Source organism: Micromonospora sp. NBC_01392 (assembly GCF_045040125.1).
Taxonomy (GTDB): Bacteria; Actinomycetota; Actinomycetes; order Mycobacteriales; family Micromonosporaceae; genus Micromonospora.
The window spans coordinates 3812075-3834976 of sequence record NZ_CP109549.1; the positions used below are offsets into that span (position 1 = coordinate 3812075).

Consider the following 22902-nt stretch of genomic DNA (forward strand, 5'->3'; position numbering starts at 1 on the left):
TACCGCCGTCGCAGGCCACCGACGGTCTCGACTTCTGGTCGACCGAGGACGCTCGTACTGGCGAGACGGTCACTCTCAAGGAGATCCGGCACAGGGTTGCGAGGGGCGGCGAGGTCTGAGGTCATGTGGATCGTCGGTGGCGTCGCTCCCGCTGGGAGTCGGGAAGGACGACGGGCTGCGTACAAGCAAATCCGAACGATTAGCTGTTGCGCCCCGGCGTGTCGCTGACGAAAACGCCGATGCCTGTACGGCCCACGAGTTCGTCCAGCTCGATCATCGAGTCGAGTGCTCGCCGGACCGTCATGTGGCTCGTGTCGTACTCCTCTGCCAGGAGTCGAGTTGACGGGAGTTTGCTGCCCGGTGGATAGATGCCAGCCTTGATCTTTGCGCGGAGATCATCCCTGATCTGGCGCCACAGTGGCTGCGCGTAGGGCATGCCGTGAGCAAAGCAGCCAGTTGGAACATGGTCTCGAGCATCCCCTTCCTATCTTTACAGGCTTTATATGTGCGGTAGAGTGCTGCCCAAGAGGCTTCAGCAGGGAGGAACCGCATGGGCAGGTGGCGGAAGTGGTTCTGGCGGTTGGGGCACGTCGCCGTCGACGCGGCTGAGCAGGCCGTACCCGACGGCGACGTGCGGGGCGCCGGCAGCAGCAGAGCGCGGCTGTCCGCGTACCCGATGCGGTTCTGACGTCGCGGTGCGACGGCGCGGAGGTCTACCAGCGGGCCGGGCGACGGGCGGCGTGTGTGGTGCGCAACCAGCGCGCGGACCGCTACCGCCGGGGAAGTGGGCCGGCCGAGGGGAGAAGCGCGGATGGCTGAGCCGGTGGGGTCGTCGGTGCCACGCCGGACGCTCGGGTGGGCGTTGCGGGAACTGCGCACCGAGGCGCGGATGACGCTCGACGGCGCGGCGGCGGCGTTGGAGTGCAGCCGGCAGAAGGTGTGGCGGATCGAGAGCGGCGTCGGCGCGGTGCGCGGGCTCGACGTGCGGGCGATGTGCGAGCTGTACGCGGCGACGCCCGCGCTGACCGGCGCGCTCACCGGCCTGGCCGCCGAGACGCGGGCGAAGGGCTGGTGGCACGCCTACGGCGACACCATCCCCGACTGGTTCGCGCTGTACCCGGGCCTGGAGGCCGCTGCCGGCCGGCTCCGCGAGCACGCCGACACGCTCGTCCCGGACTTGCTGCAGACCCGGGGGTACGCGAGCGCGGTGTGCCGGCCCCGCGCCGGCCGTACCGTCGAGGAGCGGGAACGGCTGGTCGAGGTACGGCTGCGCCGACAGGAGTTGCTGCTGCGGCGGTTGCCCCCGCCGCCCCGGCTGGAGGTGACGCTCGCCGAGGCGGTGCTGCTGCGCGGCGTCGGCGGCCCGGCGGTGATGGCCGAGCAGCTCGGGCGTCTGGTGGAGGCGAGTTGGTTGCCGCACGTCACGATCCGGGTGGTGCCGCTCGCGGCCGGTCTGTCCGCCGGGGCCGTCGCGGGCACGTTCGTGCTGCTCGACTTCCCGCTCGGTAGCCGCGTCGAACCGGACCCGCCGGTGGTCTACCGCGAGTCGTTGACCGGGGCGCTCTATCTCGACCGGCCGGCGGAGGTGGCCGCGTACGAGACGGCCTGGGCGGGCCTGGACGCGCTGGCGTTGGGCGAGGAGGAGTCCCGGCGGCTCATCGTCAAGATCCTGGAGGAGGTGCGGCACGGCTGAGAGCCGGCGCGCGGCTACAGGCGTCACCGAGCGTTCCAGTGGGCCATCGACGGGAGCACCTACCAGCTAACCTGATCCCATCGGGGATCATCGCTGGGGAGGGTCGGTGCGGCCGAGTCGACGTCCACCCATCGCCCTGCAACTGTCACTTCTGATCATCGCAGTCCTGCTGGAGATCGCGGCGAACTTCTTCGCCAACGCCGACGCCTCACCATTGAATGCCGGAATCCGTCAGGTCGCCGGGCCCGCACTGATCGTCCTGCTGGTGGTGTTGATCGTGGGCAACGGCCTGGTGCTGTGGTGGGAGGCGCCGCGCAGCACCCGACCCGTGTGGCAGTCGGATCGGAGCCCTTACCCTGGGCTTTCCGCCTTCACCGAGCAGGACGCGTCTGTGTTCTTCGGGCGGGACGAGCAGGTCAGCGAGCTGGTGCGACGGCTGCACGAGCTGGGCCTGGACGGGGCCGACCGGTTCGTCTGTGTGACCGGGGCGTCCGGCAGCGGCAAGTCGTCGCTGGTCCACGCGGGCGTCGTTCCCCGGCTGCGACGTGGCCGGTGGCAGGTGCTCCCGACGGTGACGCCAGGGGGTGAGCCCCTTGCTGGGCTCGCTGATCTCGCGGTCACGTTGGGCGCTGGCGACCGGGCCCGCGCGCTGCGGGACGTGCGGTCCCGTCCGGACAGTCTCGCCCGTAGCCTGGCGGCCTGGCGGGCTCGGACGGGTCATCGGCACGGGCGCGTCCTGCTGATTCTCGATCAGCTTGAGGAACTGGTCACGCTGTCGAGCGCCGCAGAGCAGGCCACGTTCCTGGAGCAGGTCGCGACGGCGCTCGACGCCGATCGGAGGCTCTGGGTTGTCGCGACGCTCCGGGTCGAGTTTCTCGCCGGCCTGCTCGCGAGCCCTCGTCCGGACCTGTTCGCGAATCCGGTGACGCTGGGCACCGTGCGGCCGGCGGACCTCGTCGCGGTCGTGGAGCAGCCCGCGCAGCTCGCCGGGATGCGCTTCGAGGACGGGCTCGTTGACGAGATCATCAGCGACGCGGCCACGCCGGACGCGTTGCCGATGCTCGCGTACCTGCTTCAGGAACTGCACCGGGCAGCCGGGCCGGGCCTTACGGCCACCCGCCAGGCATACCGGGCGCTCGGTGGCGTCGCGGGCGCGCTGGGGCGCCAGGCGGACAGTGTCATGGCGGAGATACGCCGCGAGAGCGTCACCGACGAGGTGTTGGCCACCCTGCTCCGTCTGGTGGCGATGGAGGACATCGAACCGACCCGGCGTCGGGTGCCGTTGCGGGAGCTCTCCGATGACCAGCGACGGGTGATCGTGGCCTTCACCGACGCTCGGCTGCTCACCACCGATGTGCTCGACGGTGAACCGTACGTGCAGGTTGCCCACGAGGCGTTGTTCCGTCGGTGGGCGCCACTGCGGCAGCAGGTGGAGACCAGGGCGGAGCAGCTCCGGCGGCGTACCGAGCTGGAACGGTGGGCGGCGGACTGGGTGCACGCCGGGCGCAGCGGCGACTACCTGCTCACCGGGGATCGGCTTCAGCTGGCCGGGCAGTGGCTGGAGGCCATGGAAACGGCCGGGCAGGACAGCCCCGCCGCCCGTGCCCTCGTGACCGCCTCCCGCAGCCGGGACATCGCGTTCCTGCACCGTGTCTCCGAGACGATCGGCCAGTTCGCGCTCGGCAACGTGGACCGGTACCCGGAGCTGGCGGTGCTGCTGACGACAGCCGCCCTGCGGGAATGCCCACCCACGCCAGTCGCCCGACGGGCGTTGATGGCGTCGCTGGCGTTCAGCCACGCCGAGGCGGTGCTCTCCGGTCACACGGATGCGGTCCGTGGGGTCGCCTGGTCACCAGACGGCGCGCAGTTGGCAACGGCCTCCCGGGACGGCACCGCGCGGATCTGGCACGCCGAGACCGGAACGGTCGTCCGGGTGCTGCGCGGGCACACCGGCATGGTGGAGGCTGTCGACTGGTCCCCGGACGCTGCCCGGCTCGCCACCGCCTCACGGGACGGCACCATCCGGGTGTGGGAAGCCACGACGGGGACGACGGTCGCGGTGCTGCCCTGCGGCGACGTGGCACGCGGAGTCGCCTGGTCACCAGATGGCCGCTGCCTCGCCGGATCAAGTCGGGACCGGACAGTGCGGGTGTGGGACACCTCGGCCTGGCAGCTCGCTACCCACCTGGTCGGCCACGAGGGCGACGTGTGGGGCCTGTGCTTCGCCCCCGATTCCCGCACGCTGGCCTCGGCTTCGCACGACCGTTCCGTCATCGTCTGGGACGTGGCCGCCGGCCGCCCCGAGCGGCGGCTGACCGGGCACGGTGACTTCGTCGAGGCCGTGGCCTGGTCACCGGACAGCCGTCGAATCGTCACCGGGTCCGGCGACCAGACGGTCCGCATCTGGGACGTGGCGACCGGCGAGACTCGGCACGTGATCGGCGGTCAGCGAGCACCGGTGTGGTCGGTCGCCTGGTCCCCGGACGGTCGTACGGTCGTCTTCGCCGGCGGCGACGGCAGCATCCACGCCTGGAACACCCGGCTGTTACGCGAGGTGGCCGAGCTGCGTGGGCACACTCAGGTCGCCTGGTCCGTCGGGCTGTCCCCGTGCGGACGACGGGTGGTCAGCGGCTCCGGTGACGGCACCGCCCGGCTTTGGGCGGTGCAACCGCGCGGCGCTGAACGACGGCTACTCACCGGGCACGAGGGGCCCGTCACCGCTCTCGCGCTGGACCGGGCCGCGAGGTTCGTGACCGGTGGTGCCGACGGCACCGTTCGGCGGTGGCAACCGGACGGTACGGCTGTCGTGACGACGTGGCCGGAGCCGGTCGTGGCGCTCGCCTGTTCACCGGCGGCTGACGTGCTCGCCGTGGCCCTGCACGACGGTTCGGTCCACCTGGTCGGCGCCGACGGGAACGTGCACTTCGGAGAGGAGGCGGAGTCGCTGGCGTGGTCACCGGACGGCTCCCGACTGGTGGCAGGCTGCAAGGACAACTCGATCCGGCTGTGGGACGTCCGTACGCGCAGTGCCGCCGGCGTCCTGCGCGGACACGCGGACTGGGTGGGCGCACTCGCCTGGTCGCCGAGCGGTCGCTACCTCGCCTCAGGCTCCGACGATCGCACCGTTCGGGTCTGGGACATCGAACACCCGGGCGACTGCACGGTCCACTCCGGGCACCAGAACTACGTGGACGGCCTCAGTTGGGCGCCGGACGAAAGCCGGCTCGCCTCCTGCTCCGCCGACTGGACCATCCGCGTCTGGAGCCTCACCGGGGCCGACCGGCCGCGGGTGCTGACCGGCCACGAGAAGCGGGTTCGTGTGGTTGCCTGGGCCCCCGGCGGCCAGCGCCTCGCCTCCGGTTCCGACGACCGGACCGTGCGGCTCTGGGGCCTCGACGACGACCAGGGCGAGGTGATCGGCGTGCACCGTGATGGCGTGACCGGCCTGGCATGGCTGCCGGACGGGCGACAGATCGCCACCTGCTCCGCTGACGGCACCGCACGTGTCTGGGCGGACTCCCTCGACGTGGACGAGCTGACCACCGCGGCGCGTTCGCGGGTGTTCCGTACGCTTACCGACGACGAGCGGCGAGCCCACCTGCTACCAGCCGATGCGGGCTCATAGCGTCTGCTCTACCTCGCGGGTCTCCTCGCCTACCAGGTAGTCGTCCGGGTCCAGACCGAGCGTCCTGCGCCGCTCCGAGGCCCAGTAGGCGGCGTTGGCCTCCTCGAACGACTCGGGCCCGTCGTAGGAGATCACCCAGATGTGCTGGCTGCGCGCGTGGTCCTTCCACGAGCCGTGCACCTCGAAGCCCAGATCACGGCGCAACGGCACGACCATGCGCTGCCACTTGTCCACCCACTCGTCCAACAGCCCGGCCCGCACGGTGTAAGTGCGAATCTGCACCGTTCTTGCCACGCCTGCCACCCCCACCGAGCCGTGTCTGATTCCGTCATCGACCCTAGCCCCGACCGAGCGGGAGGCGCGATGGCTGGCTCCCCATGTCGCCCCGCCCGGTTGGCTGTCGACTATCCGACGCCACGACCTTTCGTGTGGGTTGGTCCCGGGCGGATCGATCTGGTTGTCTTGCCGACTCAGGGATGAGTCCGAAAGAGACGGTGGCGGGATGGTCGCGGCGCAGGAAACCACGTTGCAGCGTCTGCTGGAGGGCACGAGGCAATACCTTGTGCCGCTCTACCAGCGGACCTATTCGTGGACCGAGCTCCAGTTCGCGCGGATGTGGGACGACGTCTGCCAGCTCGCCAGGGACCGGGCCGACCACCCGGACGCCACCCATTTCATCGGCTCACTGGTGCTCGCGCCCAGCCCGGCCATGGGTCCGGTCGGTCTCGCCGAATACCTCGTGGTGGACGGCCAACAGCGGCTCACCACGCTGACCATCCTGCTCTGCGCCATCCGCGACCACCGGGCCGAGCACGAAAGCGAAAAACACCGGCTCCGGCTCGACCAGCAGTACCTGACCAACCCGTTCGAGGAGCAGCGCTGGTTGAAGCTGGTCCCCACCCAGGCCGACCGGGACGCGTACGTGGCCTGCGTGAGGTCGACGCCGCAGGCCGGCGCGGACAACGCGGTGGGTCGGGCGTACCGGTTCTTCGCCAAGGCGCTGGAGGCCCTCGGCACCGCCGAGGAGCCGATCGCCGTCGAGCAGATCGAGAGCGCCGTGATCACCGGGCTGGCGTTGGTGGCGATCACCGCCAAGCCGGGCGACAACGTCTACCGGATCTTCGAGTCGCTGAACAACACCGGGCTGACGCTCACTCAGGCCGACCTGCTGCGCAACTACATCTTCATGCGACTGCCCAACCGGGGGCAGGCCGTCTACGAGGCGCTCTGGCTGCCGCTGCAGCAGCGGTTCACCCCGACGGAGCTGGTCCTGCTCTTCTGGCTCGACCTGGTTCACCGCGACCCGAAGGTCAAGCAGACCGACACGTACGCGAGCCAGCAGGTTCGCCTCGAGAAGCTGCGGACGGAAGCGGACGTCGAAGCCGAGGTGCAGCGGTTCAGCCGCCTCGGCGCGTTGCTGCGGGTGATCCTGCACCCAGCCGAGGAGCACGACCCGGCCGTGCGGCAGCGGCTGGAGCGGCTCAGCGCATGGGGCACCACCACCGTCTACCCGGTGCTGCTGCACCTGCTCGACCGGCGGGACCGGGGCACGGCGACCTCCGAGCAGATCGCCGCCGCGATGCTGTACCTGGAGAGCTTCTTCGTCCGGCGGCTGCTGATCGGCCGGAGCACGATGAACATCAACCGCATCCTGCTCGCCGTGGTCACCGAGATGGACCGGGACGTGCCGGTCCACGAGGCGGTGCGGCGATACCTGTCGACGGGCCGCAAGCACTGGGCCACCGACGCGAGCCTGCGCGCCCTGGTACGGACCATCCCGTTCTATCTCAACGGCCGGGCCAGCCAGCGCAACCTGGTGTTGCGCTGGCTGGAGGAGTCCCACGGCAGCAAGGAGCCGGTGGCGCTGGAGAAGCTGACCATCGAGCACGTGCTTCCGCAGACCCTCGGCGACGAGTGGCGGCAGATGCTCGCCGCCGACCTCGACGCCGACGAGACCCCCGACGAGGCGCACGACGCGCTCGTGCACACCCTGGGGAACCTGACCCTCACCGGCTACAACTCGGAGCTGAGCAACAAGCCGTTCGCGGCCAAGCGGACCGCCCTGGCGAAGAGCGGCGTCCGGTTGAGCCGGGACATCGCCGACCGGCAGCGGTGGGGCCGCTCGGAGATCCTGGCGCGGGCCGACGCCCTCGTCGACCGGATCGTCACCATCTGGCCCGGCCCCACCGAGGAGAGCGGCAACCAGTCCGACGTGCCCTGGGACGTGCTGGCGAAGGCCCTCGCCGAGCTGCCGGCCGGCTCGTGGACCACCTACGGTGACCTGGCCGCCCTGATCGGCACGGCCCCGCAGCCGGTGGGTAACCGGCTGGCCAACCACCCGACCCTGAACGCCCACCGGGTGCTCCAGGCCGGTGGGGTCGTCGCGGGCAACTTCAAGTGGCTCGAACCCGGCCGCACCGACGACCCGCGTGACGTGCTGCGCGGCGAGGGCGTGACGTTCGACAGGAACGGCCGCGCCGACCCGGCCCAGCGCCTGACCGTCGAGGAGTTGGCGCAGCTCGCCGGGGTGACGCCGCCCGACCTGCCCGAGCCGCGACCCCGCGCGACCGGCGCCGTCGACCGCGCCGCGCGGTTCATGGAACAGCTCACCGCGTCCCAGGGGCCGACGGTCGCCACGGCCGTCGCCGTCGTGCTCGACGCGTGGACCACCATGGGTGGCATGCTGGGCTACGGCGACGGCGACGAGACCTCCTGCTTTCTCCTGGCCCGGGGGAAGGAACACGAATACGGCAACATCTGGCCGGTGGCGCTCTACCCCAGCGGGAAGTGCGAGGTCGTCTTCCAACACCTCAGCATCCGTACGCCGTTCGACGCGGTGGCCCTGCGGGAGGAACTGCGGCAGCGGTTGAACCAGTTGCCGGGCGTCCAGATCGCCGCCGCCAGGCTCACCCTGCGGCCGGGCTTCCCGCTGGCGGTCCTCGCCGACGCCGACGCCCGCGAAGCGCTGCTCGACCACCTCCGTTGGTTCTACGACCAGGCGCAGGTGCCCGCCACGGACGAACTACTCGTCGACTGACCGTTCGCCGCCCCTGAGAGGCCGCCCGTGCCCCAGCTCGCCTTCGCCAACACCTTCTGGCAGAGCTTCGACGTCCTGGAGAAGCCGATCAAGGCCGGCGTACGCAAGGCGATGCAGAAGTTCCAGCAGCTCACCATCGCCGAGCTGTACGCCGACAAGGGCCTGCACCTGGAGTCGGTGCACAACGCCCGCGACCCGCGGATGCGGACCATCCGCGTCACCGACTTCTGGCGCGGCGTCGTGCTCGCACCCGACGACGGCAGTGACACGTTCCTGCTCCTGAAGGTCGTGCCGCACGACGCCGCGTACACCTGGGCGACGAAGCTGCTCTACACCGTCAACACGGCCACCCGGGCGCTGGAGGTCCGCAACGTGGTGGCCATCGAGCAACTCACCCCGGCGTTGGAGAAGGCGGCAGCGCAGGCGCCGAGCCTGCTGTTCGCGAAGCACTCCGACACGGCGCTGCGGCACCTCGGCATCGACGACCAGGTGCTGCGCGCCGTACGCACCATCATCGACAAGCCGCAGCTGGAGGCGTTCGGCACGCTGCTGCCCGAGGACCAGTACGAGGTGCTGCAACACCTCGCCGAGGGCTTCACGCCGGACGAGGTCTACCGGGACCTGGTCACCGAACGCCGGCCCGCCGACGCGCCGAAGGAGCCCAGCGAGAGCCTGGCGATGGCGATCGCGAACACCAGCAACCGCATCACGCTGGTCACCCGACCCGACGAGCTGGCCGAGATCCTCGACAAGCCGTTCGCCGCCTGGCGGGTGTTCCTTCACCCGTCGCAGCGGCGCGTCGCGTACCGGCCGTCCTACACCGGCCCGGCTCAGGTCAGCGGTGGTCCAGGGACCGGGAAGACGGTGGCGGCACTGCACCGCGTCAAGCACCTGCTGTCCCGCTCGGCCGACGGCCGGGTGCTGCTCACCTCACGTACACCAATGCCCTGGCCGCGACGCTGCGCGAGCACCTGGCGCTGCTGCTCGACGACGAGAAGCAGCTCGCCCGGGTGGAGGTGACCACCGTCAACGCGTTCGCCAACCGCACGGTGCGCGCCCTCGCCGGCCGGGTGCCGACGCCCGTCGGTGACGTCGACGAACGGCAGGTCTGGCGGCGGGTGTGCCGGCGACTGACGCTGCCGTGGCCGGAGCAGTTCCTCGCCCAGGAATACCGGCACGTCGTGCTCGCCCACGACGTGCGCAGCCGGGAGGACTACCGGGCGGCCAGCCGACGCGGTCGCGGGTCGGTGCTGGGCGCGCGGCAACGCGACCGGTTATGGGACGCCGTCGAGATTTTCCACGCCGAGCTGTCCGCGGCCGGCTCCGCCACGTACCTGCAGATCTGCGCCCGCGCCGCGGACCTGCTCGCCGACGCGGACCTCGCCGACCACGGCTTCACCCACGTCGTCGTCGACGAGGCGCAGGACCTGCACCCGGCGCAGTGGCGGGTGTTGCGCGCCGCCGTGGCGCCCGGCCCGGACGACCTCTTCATCACCGGCGACCCGCACCAACGCATCTACGACTCACGGGTGTCGCTGGGCTCGCTCGGCATCTCGGTGGCCGGGCGCAGCAGCCGGCTCCGCGTCAACTACCGCAGCACCGAGGAGATCCTCACCTGGGCCACCCGGGTGCTCGTCGGCGCCCGGGTCGACGAACTCGGCGGTGACGGCGAGGACAGCCTCGCCGGCTACCGGTCCCTGCTGCACGGCCGTCAACCCCAGACCCAGGGGTACGCGTCCCCGCAGGCCGAGGTGACGGCGCTGGTCGAGCGGGTGCGGGAGTGGGTGACGCAGGGCGTCGGGCCGAGCGAGATCGCGGTCTGCGCCCGGTTCACCACCACGCTGCGCGGCGTGCACGACGCCCTGACCGCCGCCGGCATTCCCACCGCCTGGGTGCGGGACCAGCCGGGCGCCGACGTCGACGGGGTACGGCTGGCCACCATGCATGCCATGAAGGGGCTGGAGTTCCGCTGCGTGGCGTTGGCCGGGGTGACGGCGAAGGCCATCCCGTTCGCCAAGGAGGTCACGCCGGCGGAGGTGGACCAGATGCAGCACGACAACGACCTGCTCCGGGAGCGGTGCCTGCTGTTCGTCGCGGCAACCCGCGCCCGCGAGGCCCTGCACGTGTCGTGGAGCGGCGCGCCCAGCCCGTACCTTTCCGCACAGGAAAGCCGTGGCCCGGTGGTGTGAGGTCGAGTCGCGTTCCCGACGGAGACGTCGCTCCACTTCGGACGTCTGGTTGGCTGGCTCGATCATCCCCGGGGCGACGTGAAAGGCGACGCGGCCCGGACCTCGAAGGAGACCCATGCGCCAACCCCTCACCCTCGCCGAGATCCGGGCCGTGCTGGCCGCCCCGAAATCGGTCGGCGACCTCCGGAGCTACTTCCACGGTGTCGCCGACGCGGCCTACACGGGCGCGCAGTTCGACGTGCTGGGCGGCGGTGGATCCCGCCCGGAGGTCGCGGACACCGTCACCGCCGAGGACCTCATCGCGGTGGAACTGCTCAGTGTGAGCATCCGCCACGGACAGCGGCTCGAACTGCTTCAGGGGCGACTCGGCCGGGAGGTGTCCGCGGCACTGGCCACGATCCCGACCGACGTCGAGCTGGGCGAGGACGACGCGCTCGCCTACATCGTGGACGGTGGTGCCGCCGACACCGCGTGGCGCCTGCTCTGCGACACGCCCGGCATCGGCTGGGTCACCGCCGGCAAGCTGCTCGCCCGTAAACGCCCGAAGCTCGTGCCGGTCTACGACCACGTGGTGTCCTGCGCCTACGGCACACGGAGCGGCTTCTGGGCATGGCTGCACGACACACTGCGCGAGGACACCGCTGCCGTGGCGCGGCGGCTCGACGCCCTGCACCGGGAGGCCGAGCTGCCGGCCGCGGTCAGCCGGTTGCGGGTGCTCGACGTCGTGTTCTGGATGCGCCACCGGCACGCCCACCTTCCCAGCGGCTGTCCCGGCCTGCGGCTGCCCGCCCCCGCGGAGCGATGAGATGCGCGAGATCACCATCCGCTTCGACTGCCGGGACCCCGATCGGTACGCGGACATCGCCAACGCCATCTGGGCGCAGATGAACGCGACCGGCTGCGACTTCACCGTCGCCCTGGGCGACGGGGCCGACACCGCCGCGGTCGACAAGCGTTGGGACGACTACAGCACGGTGTCGTGGGAGGCCGGCGGTCGCCGGGGCACCCCGCAGGCGCTCGCGGCCAAGGAATCCCGCGCCGACCCGTCGCACGAATGACGATCCGCGGGGAGGAGGCCATGGTGCGTTGCGTCAACTGCGGCGATGTCGTCCACGGCCGGGCGAATTCGCGCGGTCGTGGCCCGGACATCGCCTGGCACGCCCACTGCCAGCCGTGCGCGGCGCTGGTGGCGGACCAGATGGAGCGGCTCGATCTGCTGCCGGAGGGCAGTGGTGTCGAGATCTACCGGTGCCGGAGTTGTGGCACCCGCCGTATCTGCCGCACGGGCTGGCGGACCCGGTGCCACATCTGCCTGGACGAGCGCTCGGCCGGCTACGCCCTCGCGGCCGGGGAACGCCTGCTGGCCCGCGTCCCACACGAACCAGCCCACGCGGCGCAGCTCCGCCAGTTCGGCGGCCTCACCGCGGAGGACGACATTCCGGTACGCGTCGCCGCCGAGTTCCAGGCGGCCATCGCGCTCGGTACGGAACTCGACCGGCGCCGCCGGGACGGCTGGGACGACCTCACCGGTGACGTCCACGGGCTGCCGTGGCACGGCGAACGGACCGCAGCCTGGTCCCACGGCACCTGGGGTGTGCACGACCGGTGTGGCGCCTGGCAGCGGTTCCGGGACCGGGCCTGCCCGCAGTGTCCGCCGGAGCCGGGCGATCGGTCGTTCGCCGCGCTGCGGGACACCCCCTATCTGCTGTACCTGGTCCGGCATCGAGGGCTGCTCAAATTCGGGGTCGGTCGCCCGGCTCGGGTACGGGAGCATCTGCGCGCCGGCGCGGAACTGGTGGAGGTGGTGGAGGGGCGCCACGCCGACGTCATCGCCGCTGAGGCGACCCTCAAGCGGCAGCGGACAGCACCGCTGCGGAAGTGGCGCACCTGGCGGATGCCGGCGTCGTTCGGGAAGGGCACCGAGGTGGTCCGGGTCGTGGTGCCGATCAGACTCGCGGACGTGCTGCCCGCCGGTCGTGACGTCACCGACCGCTTCGTGGATCCCGCGCGACACGGGGGTACGGCAGCGCGCCTGGGCAACCGGAGGAGAGGCTGACTACTTTCAGTGAGGCACGAGGAGACGAGCGCGGGCCTGACATCAGCACTGTTTGCTGCCAAGCTGTCCCATATGCGGTATGCCGTGCCTACTGGCGCCCCGATCGATCTTCCAGTGCAGCCGCGTCCGGCAAGCTGGAACAAGTCCGGGGATCCCGACCAGGTAAGGCTCGGGGAGTTCCTCAGCGGTATCGACCGACTTGTCCGGCTGCGGCTCGAAGCGTTGCCCGACCCGCTGGCTCTCAGGCTTGATGTCGGTCTACCGGCTAAGACGCCGCTGCTCGTCCACCATGATCTTGACAACTACCTGCTGCCGCTGGTCGCGCACCTGACCCGGAAGACAGGGCGGCGATTCGCCAGCGCCTGGGCCACGAAGCGAACGTCACCGACATCCTCGCTTCAGATTGCCCGGGCGCGACCCCTTCGGGGCGATGCTGCCACCGGCCAGCTCCACATGGTCCGTACCAGCGCATCGAGCCAGTCCGTCGGCTTCAAGCAACAAATCCACGATCAGCTCAGCGACGCGGATCCGCTCCCGGAGGGCCCGGTCGCACTACACCTGTCCTTTGCCGTGGGGCCACAGCGGAACTGGACGAACCTGTGGAAGCCGACGATCGACGCCCTTGAGCGATACTCGGCCGAGCTACGCCGGATCGCTCCTGGCACCCGAGAGACGGGCGTGTCGTCGAACTCGGCCTGCACTGCCAGATCGATACGGCGCTGCGCTACGACGTCGTGATCGCCATCGCGGCGACCGCGGCCCGCACCGCCACTGATCCTCCCGCGACGGGCTTCCCCGCTCGGGAAACCGATGGCCTTCGCATGCCGTGAGCAGAATGTCTCGCTTCTCAGGAAGATCGCGGGCAGGCTGCGGGGATGGCGAGGGGATTCGGCGGTGAGGTGGCCACCTACTACGCGCGGCACCGGCGCGGCTATCCGCCCGCGGTGCTCGACGCTCTCACCGCGGCGTTGGCCCTCGACGCCGACGACACGGTGATCGACCTCGGCTGTGGCACCGGCCAGTTGACCATCCCGCTGGCAGCCCGGGTGGCCGCGGCCATCGGCATGGACCCGGAGCCGGACATGCTGGCCATCGCCCGTGCGGCCGCCGTCAACGGTGGACGGACCAACGTGACATGGCTTCTCGGCGCGGACGACGATCTGGCCGCGGTGGGCCGGCTGCTCGGAACTGGAACGGTCGGCGCGTTGACCATCGCTGTCGCGATTCACTTCATGGACCGTGCCGCCGCGTTCACCGCCGCGCGGTCGATGCTGCGTCCCGGCGGCGGTGTCGCGGTGGTCACCAACGGCGCGCCCTTGTGGTTGCAGGACACGGACTGGTCCGGCGCGCTGCGCGCATGTCTGGAACGGCTGCTCGGGCATCCCGTGACCGCCAGTTGCCAAACCGACGAGGCCGGTCGCCGACTCAACCAGGAGGCGCTCGTGCGGGCCGGCTACCGGTATGTGGAGTCGGTGGTGCGATACGACGCTCCGCTCACCGTCGACGACATGGTCGGCGGCGTCTTCTCCGCGATGTCGGCCGACCAGTTGCCCGCGCTGGAGCGGCGTGCCGCGTTCACCGCCGAGGTCCGCGACGCCCTCGGAGGTAGGGAAGAGGTGACCGAGCGGGTGCACGTCTGGCTGCAGTGTGGCGTGCTGAAACCGTAGCCGTACTCAGCGGGCTACCGGCGCCGCGCCGCTGACAATGTGATCTTGGCGGTGGTGGCGGCATCGAAGGCGGAGTGCCGCCACCGCCCTCCCCAGAGGACATCGCCAACCGTCACGCAGATAGCCGGGTCGCGCTGGGCATCTGTCCCGTTGCCCTGCCACCATCTGATGCACCGCGCCAACGAAGGGCCGACCACCAGCCGCGTGGATGCGTGCCGACGAGGGACATGGGTCAACCCTGGAGCCGCTGTGCCCAGAAGACCTGGTCATCGGGTCCTAGGTAGACCAGTGCCAACAGCAGATCGGGCAGCGTCACCGGTGCGGTGGCGATCGGGAACTCCCGTCGGTGCCCTTCCAAATGCGGAAAGAGCGCCACGAACGTCACCGGTGAGGCACCCGAGTCCCCGATCGCGAGCCGGCTCCCCACGCTCTGCCACTCGTGTTCGCCGACCCGGATGTCGCCCGCGCCGCGCAACCAGGGGTAGTGGTCGACGATCCTGTTCTCCACCCCGGCGCTGCCCAAGCTGACGCTCTCCTGCGGTGCGGCCACCGCGAACACCGACGGTTTGAGGTCGGTGCGCTTGTCGACGAGGAAGAGCGCGAAGTATCCGCCGTTCAGCGATGCCGGCGGCGTCTGCCAGGACACCCGGCCCAGCACCAGTTGGTCACCGCCGGACGCTACCGGAGCCTGGTACGCCGAACCGAGCGCCGCCTGCGCCTGCTCGTAGCTGACGAACTCCAACGATGACCGCAGGTGCAGTGCCTCCGGCCCGTAGGGCGGACGCTGGTGCCACCAGCGCCACCCGGCGACGGCCACCACTGCCACGACCAACACCGCCGCCGTGGAAGCGACCCGTCGCCATGTCACGCCCGTCAGTGAACCATGTCGCCGCCCGGCCGGCGGGCCAGCCGGGTGATCGCGGCCACCGACCGGTCCACGTCCGCCGCCGTGGTGGTCGCGTTCGACACCGAGATCCGCATCAACCGTCGGCCCCGCCACGTCGTCCCGCCCACCCAGCACGTGCCGTCGGCCTGCACCGCGGCCACCAGCCGATCGGTGCGCGCGTCGTCGCCGAAGCCGACCAGCACCTGGTTGAGCACCACGTCGTTGACCACCTCGAACCCGGCCGCGGAAAGCCCGTCGGCGAACCGGCGGGCCAGCGCGCAGCACCGGTCCACCAGCGCGGTGACGCCGTCGCTGCCCAGCTCCCGCAGGCCGGCCCAGACCGCGAAGCCACGGGCGCGGCGGGAGGACTCCGCGGTCAGGTCCGCGCCCGCCGGCACCCCACCGGAACCCACGAGGTACGCGGCCGAATACGACAGGGCCGCCGCGTGCGCGTCGGGTCGGGCGCAGAACGCGAACGCGGTGTCGTACGGCAGGTTGAGCCACTTGTGCCCGTCGCAGGCCCACGAGTCGGCCGCCTCGATGCCGTCCACCAGGTGTCGGGTGGCCGGGCTGGCGGCGGCCCACAGCCCGAACGCGCCGTCCACGTGCACCCAGCCGCCGTGCCGGTGCACGAGGTCGCAGGCCCGGCGCAGCTCGTCGCAGGCGCCGGTGTTCACGTTGCCGGCCTGGAGGCAGACGACGGTGGGGCCGGGCCCGGCGTCGCGCAGCGCCACGGCCAGCGCGTCCGGGTCGATCGCGCCCTGGGGGCCGGCCGGCACCTCGCGCAGCGCGTCGGTGCCGAGGCCGAGCAGGCGCAGCGACCGGTCGATGGTGGCGTGCCGTTCGGCGCCGGCGAGCACCCGCACCGGCGGCGCGCCGAGCAGGCCGCGCCGTTCCACGTCCCAGCCGGCGTCGGCGAGGACCTGGTGTCGGGCGGCGGCGAGCCCGGCGGTGTTGGCGGCCTGGCCGCCGGTGACGAAGCCGACCGATGCCGACGCCGGCAGGCCCAGCAGCTCCTTGAGCCAGGTGCCGGCGGCGGTCTCGGCGGCGACCGCCGCCGGCGAGGTGACCGCGTTGAACGCGATCTGGTCCCAGCCGGCGGCGAGCATGTCGGCGGCGGTGGCGGCCGGGGACGCGCCGCCGACCACGAAGCCGAAGTAGCGCGGCCCGGCGGTGGCGACCAGCCCTGGGTCGGCGGCGGCCACCAGGTCGGCCAGCACCTGTTCCGGGGGCGTGGGCACGGCCGGCAGCGGGGCCGCGAACGCCCGGTCCAGCGCGGCCTGGTCGACCGGCCGGCCGACCGGCCGCTCCGGCAGTGACCGCCGGTAGTCGACGGCGTGGTCGGCGGCCCGCCGGAACAGCTTCCGCAGCTCGTCCATCGCCGCACCCTAGCGCCGTGACCGCCGGCTCGGGAGGGCGGTCGGGTGGCCGGCACAGTCGGAGTGAGTGCTGAGTGACGCCCGTGACCGCTGGCTCACCCACGGACTCCTGCGTTTGTGTGGAGTGGGTCGGACCGTCGGTGGCTTTCCCGCCGACGAACAGGCGCCCCGGGGGAGGACCCATGAGTCTGCGGAGATTGTTGGACAGCACACCTGCCCAACTGGCGGGGCGGAGTTCCGACCTGCTTCAGTTGGTCGTCCTGGCCGGCACGGCCCTCGCGACGCTGTACGGCGTCGGTACCACCTGGGCGGTGGCGCTGCACCTCTCACCGCTGGCGCTCGTCGTGCTGGCGCCGCTCCTGCTCACCGTGGTGGTGACGGCGTACTACCTCCGGTGTGTCTACCGCCCACCGGATTTCGTCATCGAGGAACTCGACGGTTCGCTCGTCGTCACGCGTGTTCCGGGTGACGGCGGCCCCGACCATCACCGCTACGCCTACACCCGGCGGCAGCGCGTCCGGGCCACGCGGCAGATCCGGTTGGTGGGCGTACGTTCCCACTGGAGCGGCCAGAACCGGGTGGTCGAGGAGGCGAGTTCGCTGTTTCCGGAACATCGACTGCTCGACGGCGCCGTCGCCGAGGAGGACGGGCGCGTCTACCGGTGGCTGTACCTGCTCGGCCCGCTCGCCCGCGGCCGTCGGGTGAACGTCGGGATCAAGCAGGTGTTCGAGGACGTGTACGCGCCGATGAAGCCGTACTACCGGGAGAGCTGCGAGGAGCGACAGGTTCGGAAGCTGTCGGTTCGGGTGCAGTTCGACCACGTGGACGCGCCGGCCGAGGCGTGGCACGTGGTGTGGCGGAGAACGCGGTCGGGGTCGAGTCGTCAGGAGGTCGCCCGTACCCGCTGCCGGCCCAGTGTCGACCCGGCGGGGGAGAAGGTCGTCTACGAGTTGACCCTCCGGCGACCGGACCCGGAGTGCGCCTACGGCATCTGGTGGCGGTGGCCGGAGGAGCCGCCTCGGCGACACGCGGATGCGGCGGCGCGGCGGGCCGGGGAGGAGGGAGTCATTCGGACGCCTCCCCGAGAGCGGCGGTGAGTCGGTCGAGGTGGGTCGCGACCGGCCCGGCGGTGAGCATGCCGCTGCCCGCGCCGGCCACCTCGTGCGCCGCCGGGGCGAGCGCGGCCCGGGCCCGCCGCATCGCGGCCCGGTCGCCGAGCGCCGTCGCGGCCCGGCCGGTCAGGCACCACAACGCTTCGAGCAGCAGGTCGGGCGGGGGCGCGGGGGTCCGGTGCAGCGCGTCGGCGGCGTCGGCGGGGCGGTCGGCGGCGAGCAGGACCAGCGGGCGGGCCCAGGGCGCGTACGGCCCCCAGTCGGTGTCGTCGGGGAAGTCGGCGGGTCGGTCGTGCCACACCCGCAGGCACAGCAGCGCCAACGGGAGCAGGCCGCGCGCCACGCCGGGCATGCCGCAGCCGACCAGCCGGGGCGCGGCCGACCGGTAGGCGGCCTCGGCCGGCGGGTACGGCGCGCCGGTCGCCGCGGTCCGCATGGCCCGGTACCAGGTGGTGAACACGCCGGTGAGCGGGGACTCGTGCCGGTCGGCGAGCCGGTCCGCGGCGTCCGCGTGCGCGTCGGCGCCGGCGAAGTCGGCGAGTGCGCCCCGGGCCTGCATCCGGATCAGGTGTCCGAGGATCTCGACCGGGGCCTGGCCGTGCCGGGCGGCCAGCGCGACCAGTTCCGCGCCGACGGCGTCCCGTTCGGCGGCCAGCCCGGTGCGGTGGAACGTCTGGAGGAACACGCCGTTGAGCGCCTGCGCCAGCAGCGCCGGGTCGGCGAGTCGCCGGGCGATCGCCTCGGCCTGCCGGGCCGCCTCGGGGCCCCGCGTCGACGGCCGGCCGCGTGACTCGACCGCGACGGTGGCGAGCAGCCGCGCCCGGGTCGTCTCCGGCGCGTCCGGACCGAGGCCGGCGAGTGCCCGCTCCGCCGCGGTCACCACCCGGGCCGCCTGTTCCGGGTCGTCCGACCGGGTCCAGATCGCCGGCACGTCGTATCCGCCGATCACCCGCGCGGTGAGGTCCGGGTCGCCGAGCTGCTCGGCCGCGTCGATGGCCGCCAGCCGCTGGTCACGGGCGGCGGCCAGGCCGCCCGGCCCGGTCACCGCGAGGCTGCGCAGCAGGCCGACGGTGGACTCCAGCCGGGCCCGCGCGCCCGGCACCACGCTGCGCTGGTACGCGGCGGCGGCCTCCGCCCAGACGTGCGCGGGACCGGCCGGCTCGGGGTCGGCCTGGCGTCTCAGGTCGGCCTCCAGCCGGCGCAGTCGCGGGCCGGGGTCCAGGCCGAGCTGGTCGCGCAGCAGTTCGCGGGCCCGGCGCAGCACCGCGAGCGCGTCGGCCTGCCGCCCGGCGCGGTAGAGCGCCAGCGCGAGCAGCCGCCAGCCGTCCTCCCGCCACGGGTGGTCCGCCACGTGGGCGTCCAGGTCGGGTACGGCGTCGGCGGCCCGGTCGAGCGTGAGCAGCGCCTCGGCCCGGCGTTCGACGGCGGTGAGCCGCACCTGGTCGAGTCGGGTGCGTTCGGCGTGCGCCCACGACCTGTCGACGTCGGCGTACCCGGGCCCGCGCCACAGGCCCAGCGCCGCGTCGAGCCGGTCGAGTGTCGGCCGGGGCAGCGCGTCGGCGGCGTCGGCGACCGCGGTCTCGAAGCGCCAGGCGTCGACCGCGTCCGGGGCGGCGCGCAGCGCGTACCCCGGTCCGTCGGTGACCAACAGCCGGGCCGGCTGCCGCGGTGGGCGGTGCGGTTCCAGGCCGCGGCGCAGCGCCGCCACGAACGTGCGGACCGCGCCGACCGCGCCGGCCGGCGGGTCGTCCCAGAGGTCCTCGACGAGGTGCCCGACCGGCACCACCCGACCCCGGGCCACGATCAGCCGGGCCAGGACCGCGCGGTGCCGTGGACCCCGCAGGTCGACGGGTGCGCCGGTGTCGTCCCAGGCCGTCACCGGACCGAGCACACCGAAGTTGACCCGCACCGACCGTCCCCCTCCTCGACCGGGCCACCGTACCGCGCTCATCGGTTGCTCATCCGGCGCGGCGACGCTGGTCGGGCACCAGTCGAGCGGAGAAAGGAACGACCGATGACCTCCACCATCGCCGGATTCGAGACGCGACGGGTCACCGTCGCCGAGGACGTGGCGCTGCACGTGGCCGTGGGCGGCTCGGGCAGCCCGATCGTGCTGCTGCACGGCTTCCCGCAGACCCACCTGATGTGGCGGCACGTCGCCGCCGACCTGGCCGCCGACCACACCGTCATCTGCCCGGACCTGCGTGGGTACGGGGCCAGCGACAAGCCGGCCGCGCGCGACGAGGACACGTACGCGAAGCGGACCATGGCCGCCGACGTGGTGGCCCTGGCCCGGGCGCTCGGCCACGAGCGGTTCGCGCTCGCCGGCCACGACCGGGGCGCCCTGGTCGCGGTCCGGGCCGGCCTCGACCACCCGGACGCGGTCACCCACCTGGCGTCGCTGGACGTCCTGCCCACCCTCGACATGTGGGAGGTGCTGCACGGCGCGTCCGCGTCGGTCGCGTTCCACCTCTACCTGATGGCCCAGCCGCCCGGCCTGCCGGAGCGGATGATCTCGGCCAGCGCGGACGACTTCTTCGGGTACTTCCTCGACGCCTGGGCCGGCGACCCGGCGGCCATTCCGGCCGACGTGCGCGCCGAGTACCTGCGGGCCTCCCGGGAGGCGGTCGACTCGATCGTCGCGGACTACCGCGCCTCGGCCGGGATCGACGTCGCGCACGACCGGGCGGACCGGGCCGCCGGGCGGCGGCTGGCGATGCCGGTCACGGTGATCCAGCAGGACTGGGGCGCGGCGCTCGGCTACGACGCGGCGGCGGTGTGGCGGGCCTGGGCCCCGGACCTGGAGCACCGCACCACCTCCGCCGGGCACTTCCTGGCGGAGTCGGCGCCGGCCGAGGTCAGCGCCGCGCTGCGCGCGCTGCTGGCCCGGTGACGGCGGACGGGCGGCGGCGGGACGGCACGTCGCCGCCCCGCCGCGGCGGTCAGCCGAGCACCACGAGTTGCCGGGTGGCCCGGGTCATCGCGACGTAGCGGTCCACCGCGCCCGCGACGCCGTCGCCGAACGCCGCCACGTCGACGAGCACGACCAGGTCGAACTCCAGCCCCTTGGCCAGCTCCGGAGTCAGCGACCGGACCCGGGCCGGGGCCGGGAACGCGGGGTCGCCGATGACGCAGGCGGTCCCCTCGGGGTGGGCGGCGAGCCACCCGTGCACCACCGCGTCCAGCTCCGACCGGTCGCCGTACCGCACCGGCAGGTCGCCGGTGCGGATGGACGTCGGCACGTTGGCGTCCGGGAGGACGGCCCGGATGACCGGCTCGGCCACAGCCATGACCTGCGCCGGGGTGCGGTAGTTGACGGTCAGCGAGGCCAGCTCGATCCGGTCGAGACCAACCCGCTCCAGCCGCTCCCGCCAGGACTCGGCGAACCCGTGCCGGGCCTGGGCCCGGTCGCCGACCACGGTGAAGCTGCGCGACGGGCAGCGCGACAGCAGCATCTGCCACTGCGCGTCGGTCAGCTCCTGCGCCTCGTCCACCACCACGTGCGCGAACGGTCCGGCCAGCAGGTCCGGGTCGGCGACGGCCAGCCCGCTGTCGTCGATCAGGCTGGTCCGCATGTCCGCACCGCTCAGCATGGTCATCAGGCCCTCGCCGTCGTCGTAGGCGTGCGTGGCGATCAGGGCGTCGACGACCGTGTCCATCCGCTCCCGCTGCGCGGCCAGGGCCGCGGCGTTTCGGCGCCGTCGCCGGGACGCCTCCGGGTCGCCGACCCGCTGCCGCGCCGCGTCCAGCAGCGGCAGTTCGGCGACCGTCCAGGCGCGGGCGTCGTCCCGGCGCAGCGTACGGATCTCGTCAACGCTCAGCCACGGGGCGCACCGGCGCAGGTAGGCCGGCACCGACCAGAGGTCCGCCACCACGTCGGTCGGGTCGAGCAGCGGCCACGCCCGCCCGAACGCGACGGCCAGGTCGCGGTTGCCGGCCAGTGACCGCCGGACCGCGTGTTCCGGCTCGTCGCCGTGGTACCGCTCCAGCAGGATGGTGAGCAGCTCCTCCCACACGTCGTCGCGGGCCTCGTTGTGCGGGACGCCGGGCCCGGCCGCCGCGAACGCGTCCGCCCAGTCGTCGGCGGTCAGTCGCAGCTCGGCGTCCGCGACGCCGACCGTCATTCCGGACGTGGGTGGTTCCTCGTAGAAGCGCACCGCCGCGTCGACGGCCCGGACCAGGTCGACGGACGACTTCAGCCGGGCCGACGCCGGGTCGGTCTCGGCCACCGCCGCCGCGCCCTCGGGCACCAGGTCACGCAGTGTGCAGATCTGCACGTCCTCCTCGCCGAGGCTGGGCAGCACGTCGGAGACGTAGCTCAGGTAGGGCTGGTGCGGGCCGACGAACAGCACGCCGCCCCGGCGCTCGCCCAACCGTGGGTCGGCGTGCAGCAGGTACGCGGTGCGGTGCAGCGCGACCACCGTCTTGCCGGTGCCCGGCCCGCCGTCGACCACCAGCGTGCCCTGAGACCCGGCCCGGATGATGGCGTCCTGGTCGGCCTGGATGGTGCCGAGCACGTCCCGCATCCGGGCCGACCGGGTGTCGCCCAGGCTGGCGATGAACGCGGACTGGTCGTCGAGCGCGGCGTGCCCGGCCAACCCGTCGGCGGTGAACACCTCGTCCCAGTAGTCGGTGATCCGGCCCCGCGTCCAGCGGTACCGGCGGCGGCTGGCCAGGCCCATCGGGTTGGCGTGGGTCGCGCCGAAGAACGGCTCGGCGGCCGGGGAGCGCCAGTCCAGCAGCAGCCGGCCGCCCGCGCCGTCGGTGAGGCCGAGCCGGCCCACGTACACCGGGTCGGCGCCGTCCGCGCCGACCATCCGGCCCAGGCACAGGTCCAGGCCGTACCGGCGCAGGGTACGCAGCCGCGCGGTCAGGCGACGGATCTCCTGGTCCCGGTCGACGGCCTGCCGGCCCTTGCCGCCGGCGGCCCGGCGCTCGGCGTCGAGCCGGTCGGACAGTTCGGCGATCGACCGTCGCAGGCTCTCCCCGATGGTCGCGAAGTGCCGTTCGTCGTGGGCGATCAGTTCGGGGTCGGCCTTCGCGGAGAGGCGCTCGGGAAGGTCGAAGACGCTGGTGGCGGATTGATTCACGAAATCAGCTCCGATCTGCGGCCGGCGGCCGGCCGGGGTGCCGCGAAACGCTTGTGGTGGGCCGGTCCGGGCGGACGCGGACACGAGCCACCCGCCGCTCCTGGCGGCCTTTTCATGTCGGGAGAATCGCTTCGGCCGGCCATTCTGCGCCCCCACCCGGGTCTTGCC

19 protein-coding genes are annotated in these 22902 nt (G+C 72.5%); 13 read left to right on the forward strand and 6 right to left on the reverse strand.

Translation table 11 applies throughout. The features are described 5' to 3' along the window. Window positions 1–199 precede the first annotated feature (199 nt). The gene (locus OG767_RS16425) at window positions 200–436 is read right to left on the reverse strand and encodes a GntR family transcriptional regulator (protein WP_405089347.1); all 237 of its coding nucleotides are present in this window, start codon (window positions 434–436) and stop codon (window positions 200–202) included. A 114-nt stretch (window positions 437–550) separates the two neighbouring features. Here OG767_RS16425 and OG767_RS16430 point away from each other — a divergent pair, with 114 nt between their 5' ends. The 3 genes from OG767_RS16430 (at window position 551) to OG767_RS16440 (ending at window position 5318) form a co-directional block, all read left to right on the forward strand. After that, complete coding sequence (locus OG767_RS16430; RefSeq protein WP_405089348.1) at window positions 551–688, forward strand: hypothetical protein; 138 nt, start codon at window positions 551–553, stop codon at window positions 686–688. Between the two features lie 123 nt (window positions 689–811). Next, window positions 812–1693 carry a helix-turn-helix domain-containing protein gene (locus OG767_RS16435; protein WP_405089349.1) on the forward strand — a complete coding sequence of 294 codons (882 nt, stop codon included), beginning with the start codon at window positions 812–814 and terminating at the stop codon, window positions 1691–1693. A gap of 106 nt (window positions 1694–1799) precedes the next feature. After that, window positions 1800–5318 carry an eIF2A-related protein gene (locus OG767_RS16440; RefSeq protein WP_405089350.1) on the forward strand — a complete coding sequence of 1173 codons (3519 nt, stop codon included), beginning with the start codon at window positions 1800–1802 and terminating at the stop codon, window positions 5316–5318. On the opposite strand, the gene OG767_RS16445 is transcribed toward OG767_RS16440, so the two are convergent. Beyond that, window positions 5313–5600, reverse strand: coding sequence for an NIPSNAP family protein (locus tag OG767_RS16445; protein ID WP_405089351.1), 288 nt, complete (start codon window positions 5598–5600; stop codon window positions 5313–5315). The genes OG767_RS16440 and OG767_RS16445 overlap by 6 nt on opposite strands. 220 nt (window positions 5601–5820) lie before the next feature. On the opposite strand from OG767_RS16445, the gene OG767_RS16450 reads away from it, so the two are divergent. From OG767_RS16450 to OG767_RS16485, 8 genes are all read left to right on the forward strand, one after another. Next, the gene (locus OG767_RS16450; protein ID WP_405089352.1) at window positions 5821–8355 is read left to right on the forward strand and encodes a DUF262 domain-containing protein; all 2535 of its coding nucleotides are present in this window, start codon (window positions 5821–5823) and stop codon (window positions 8353–8355) included. Window positions 8356–8382: 27 nt separating this feature from the next. Beyond that, window positions 8383–9375 (forward strand): hypothetical protein, encoded by a 993-nt coding sequence (locus OG767_RS16455; protein WP_405089353.1) that lies wholly within the window; start codon window positions 8383–8385, stop codon window positions 9373–9375. Further along, window positions 9336–10544, forward strand: coding sequence for a 3'-5' exonuclease (locus OG767_RS16460; protein ID WP_405094233.1), 1209 nt, complete (start codon window positions 9336–9338; stop codon window positions 10542–10544). Before OG767_RS16455 ends, OG767_RS16460 begins: the two co-directional genes overlap by 40 nt. 115 nt (window positions 10545–10659) lie before the next feature. Beyond that, the gene (locus OG767_RS16465; protein WP_405089354.1) at window positions 10660–11349 is read left to right on the forward strand and encodes a DUF6308 family protein; all 690 of its coding nucleotides are present in this window, start codon (window positions 10660–10662) and stop codon (window positions 11347–11349) included. A 1-nt stretch (window position 11350) separates the two neighbouring features. Beyond that, complete coding sequence (locus OG767_RS16470; protein ID WP_405089355.1) at window positions 11351–11602, forward strand: hypothetical protein; 252 nt, start codon at window positions 11351–11353, stop codon at window positions 11600–11602. Next, window positions 11599–12600: a hypothetical protein gene (locus OG767_RS16475; RefSeq protein ID WP_405089356.1), complete on the forward strand. Its 1002-nt coding sequence runs from the start codon at window positions 11599–11601 to the stop codon at window positions 12598–12600. The genes OG767_RS16470 and OG767_RS16475 overlap by 4 nt, the downstream gene beginning before the upstream one ends. Window positions 12601–12609: 9 nt before the next feature. Continuing rightward, window positions 12610–13338 carry a hypothetical protein gene (locus OG767_RS16480; protein WP_405089357.1) on the forward strand — a complete coding sequence of 243 codons (729 nt, stop codon included), beginning with the start codon at window positions 12610–12612 and terminating at the stop codon, window positions 13336–13338. Window positions 13339–13475: 137 nt separating this feature from the next. Further along, the gene (locus OG767_RS16485; RefSeq protein ID WP_405089358.1) at window positions 13476–14267 is read left to right on the forward strand and encodes a class I SAM-dependent methyltransferase; all 792 of its coding nucleotides are present in this window, start codon (window positions 13476–13478) and stop codon (window positions 14265–14267) included. 232 nt (window positions 14268–14499) lie between these two features. On the opposite strand, the gene OG767_RS16490 is transcribed toward OG767_RS16485, so the two are convergent. Then, entirely contained in the window at window positions 14500–15093 is a 594-nt protein-coding gene (locus tag OG767_RS16490; RefSeq protein WP_405089359.1) for a hypothetical protein, read from the reverse strand. Window positions 15094–15140: 47 nt separating this feature from the next. Then, the gene (locus OG767_RS16495) at window positions 15141–16532 is read right to left on the reverse strand and encodes a pyridoxal phosphate-dependent decarboxylase family protein (RefSeq protein ID WP_405089360.1); all 1392 of its coding nucleotides are present in this window, start codon (window positions 16530–16532) and stop codon (window positions 15141–15143) included. Between the two features lie 182 nt (window positions 16533–16714). On the opposite strand from OG767_RS16495, the gene OG767_RS16500 reads away from it, so the two are divergent. Further along, a complete protein-coding gene (locus OG767_RS16500; RefSeq protein WP_405089361.1) occupies window positions 16715–17629 on the forward strand; it encodes a hypothetical protein in 915 nt (304 codons plus the stop codon). On the opposite strand, the gene OG767_RS16505 is transcribed toward OG767_RS16500, so the two are convergent. Then, complete coding sequence (locus OG767_RS16505) at window positions 17598–19595, reverse strand: BTAD domain-containing putative transcriptional regulator (RefSeq protein ID WP_405089362.1); 1998 nt, start codon at window positions 19593–19595, stop codon at window positions 17598–17600. The genes OG767_RS16500 and OG767_RS16505 overlap by 32 nt on opposite strands. A 63-nt stretch (window positions 19596–19658) precedes the next feature. On the opposite strand from OG767_RS16505, the gene OG767_RS16510 reads away from it, so the two are divergent. After that, window positions 19659–20537, forward strand: coding sequence for an alpha/beta fold hydrolase (locus OG767_RS16510; RefSeq protein WP_405089363.1), 879 nt, complete (start codon window positions 19659–19661; stop codon window positions 20535–20537). Between the two features lie 49 nt (window positions 20538–20586). Here the strand turns inward: OG767_RS16510 and helR are convergent, their stop codons facing one another. Continuing rightward, window positions 20587–22734 carry an RNA polymerase recycling motor ATPase HelR gene (gene helR, locus OG767_RS16515; protein WP_405089364.1) on the reverse strand — a complete coding sequence of 716 codons (2148 nt, stop codon included), beginning with the start codon at window positions 22732–22734 and terminating at the stop codon, window positions 20587–20589. Window positions 22735–22902 lie beyond the last annotated feature (168 nt).

What these genes read in the sequence shown, in the direction of transcription:
- OG767_RS16470 (WP_405089355.1), top strand. Translation starts at nt 11,351, where the DNA reads ATGCGCGAGATCACCATCCGCTTCGACTGCCGGGACCCCGATCGGTAC.
- OG767_RS16505 (WP_405089362.1), bottom strand. Translation starts at nt 19,595, where the DNA reads ATGAGCGCGGTACGGTGGCCCGGTCGAGGAGGGGGACGGTCGGTGCGG.
- OG767_RS16430 (WP_405089348.1), top strand. Translation starts at nt 551, where the DNA reads ATGGGCAGGTGGCGGAAGTGGTTCTGGCGGTTGGGGCACGTCGCCGTC.
- OG767_RS16485 (WP_405089358.1), top strand. Translation starts at nt 13,476, where the DNA reads ATGGCGAGGGGATTCGGCGGTGAGGTGGCCACCTACTACGCGCGGCAC.
- OG767_RS16425 (WP_405089347.1), bottom strand. Translation starts at nt 436, where the DNA reads ATGCCCTACGCGCAGCCACTGTGGCGCCAGATCAGGGATGATCTCCGC.
- OG767_RS16495 (WP_405089360.1), bottom strand. Translation starts at nt 16,532, where the DNA reads ATGGACGAGCTGCGGAAGCTGTTCCGGCGGGCCGCCGACCACGCCGTC.
- OG767_RS16500 (WP_405089361.1), top strand. Translation starts at nt 16,715, where the DNA reads ATGAGTCTGCGGAGATTGTTGGACAGCACACCTGCCCAACTGGCGGGG.
- OG767_RS16450 (WP_405089352.1), top strand. Translation starts at nt 5,821, where the DNA reads ATGGTCGCGGCGCAGGAAACCACGTTGCAGCGTCTGCTGGAGGGCACG.
- OG767_RS16510 (WP_405089363.1), top strand. Translation starts at nt 19,659, where the DNA reads ATGACCTCCACCATCGCCGGATTCGAGACGCGACGGGTCACCGTCGCC.
- OG767_RS16435 (WP_405089349.1), top strand. Translation starts at nt 812, where the DNA reads ATGGCTGAGCCGGTGGGGTCGTCGGTGCCACGCCGGACGCTCGGGTGG.
- OG767_RS16475 (WP_405089356.1), top strand. Translation starts at nt 11,599, where the DNA reads ATGACGATCCGCGGGGAGGAGGCCATGGTGCGTTGCGTCAACTGCGGC.
- OG767_RS16465 (WP_405089354.1), top strand. Translation starts at nt 10,660, where the DNA reads ATGCGCCAACCCCTCACCCTCGCCGAGATCCGGGCCGTGCTGGCCGCC.